This window comes from Streptomyces sp. WM4235 (assembly GCF_001279725.1).
Lineage (GTDB): Bacteria > Actinomycetota > Actinomycetes > Streptomycetales > Streptomycetaceae > Streptomyces.
The window spans coordinates 1-1322 of sequence record NZ_LGDE01000184.1 but is presented as its reverse complement, the minus strand read 5'-3'; the positions used below and the strand labels follow the sequence as shown (position 1 = coordinate 1322).

The 1322-nt window shown below is 64.8% G+C and carries 1 protein-coding gene; it reads left to right on the top strand.

Annotated elements, in window-relative coordinates; all coding sequences use genetic code 11:
• On the top strand, positions 1-1322 hold a 1322-nt coding region (locus tag ADK55_RS15235; protein ID WP_199826527.1), incomplete at both ends, for an RICIN domain-containing protein.

Here is a 1322-nt window from a genome sequence, read left to right as displayed (position 1 = left end):
TGTCCGGCCTGGCCTGGTACACCGCCGACATCAAATACAGCCCGTACGGCGAGGTCCTGCGCACCGCCTCCGGCAACGCCCCGAACCGGGTCTGGACCACCAACCAGTTCAACCCGAACACCGGGCAGATCACCAACCAGATCAGCGACCGCGAGACGGGCCCCAACCGGATCAGCGACGTCTCCTACGTCTACGACCCGGCCGGCAACATCACCTCCATCACCGATACGCAGTCCGGCGGCCGCGAAGACCGCCAGTGCTTCCAGTACGACCCGATGGGCCAACTGACCAAGGCCTGGACCGGCAAAACCGCCGCCTGCACCGGCCCCAGCCTGGCCGACGTCACACCCGGCCCCGACGGTGACGGCTTCTGGCAGGAATACCAGTTCGACAACATCGGAAACCGCACCAAGCTGGTCAACAAGGACCTCACCAACAGCGCACTGGACGACGAGACCACCTACGACTACGGCGTCACCATCGCCGGCAACCCCTCACAGCCGCCCATCACAACGAAGCCTCACATCCTCGCGAAGACCCAGAAGACCACCCGCACCGCGGCATCCACGATCACCTCGCTCTCCAACTACACCTACGACTCCTCCGGCAACACCAAGACCCGACGCATCGACGGCGACACCCAAACCCTGAACTGGGACCGGCGAGGCAAGCTCACCTCCGCCACCAGCCCCGGCATCGGAGCCGTCTCCGTCATCGGAGCCTCCGGAAAATGCATCGACGTCGAAAACGCCGGCACCGCCGACGGCACCCCGGTCCAGCTCTACCCCTGCAACGAAACCAAGGCCCAACAGTGGCGCCTGACCGACAACACCGTCCGCGCCCTGGACAAGTGCCTGACAGCCAACGGTAAGAAGCTGGTGCTGTCGACGTGCGACGGAAGCGACAAGCAGAAGTTCGTCCACCGCGCCGGCGACAAGTCCCTCAACAACCCGGCCACCAACCAGTGCATCGACGTCCCCGGCAACAACACCGCCGACGGCAGTGACCTCCTGCTGTACATCTGCAACGCGACCAACGCTCAACAGTTCACCTTCGACAACACCACCACCTACATCTACGACGCAGCCGGCAACCGTCTGATCGAGGAGACCGGCAGCAGTCGCACCCTCTACCTCGGAGACGCCGAGGTCACCGTCACCAAGTCCGGCCAAGTTCTCGACGCCGTCCGCTACTACAGCGGCCCCGAAGCCACCACCGTGCGCCGCACAAGAGGCACGACCGACAAGCACCAACTCAGTGCCCAGCTTGCCGACCACCACGGCACCGCCACCACCAACATCGCCCTCGCGGCCGGTCAAAGC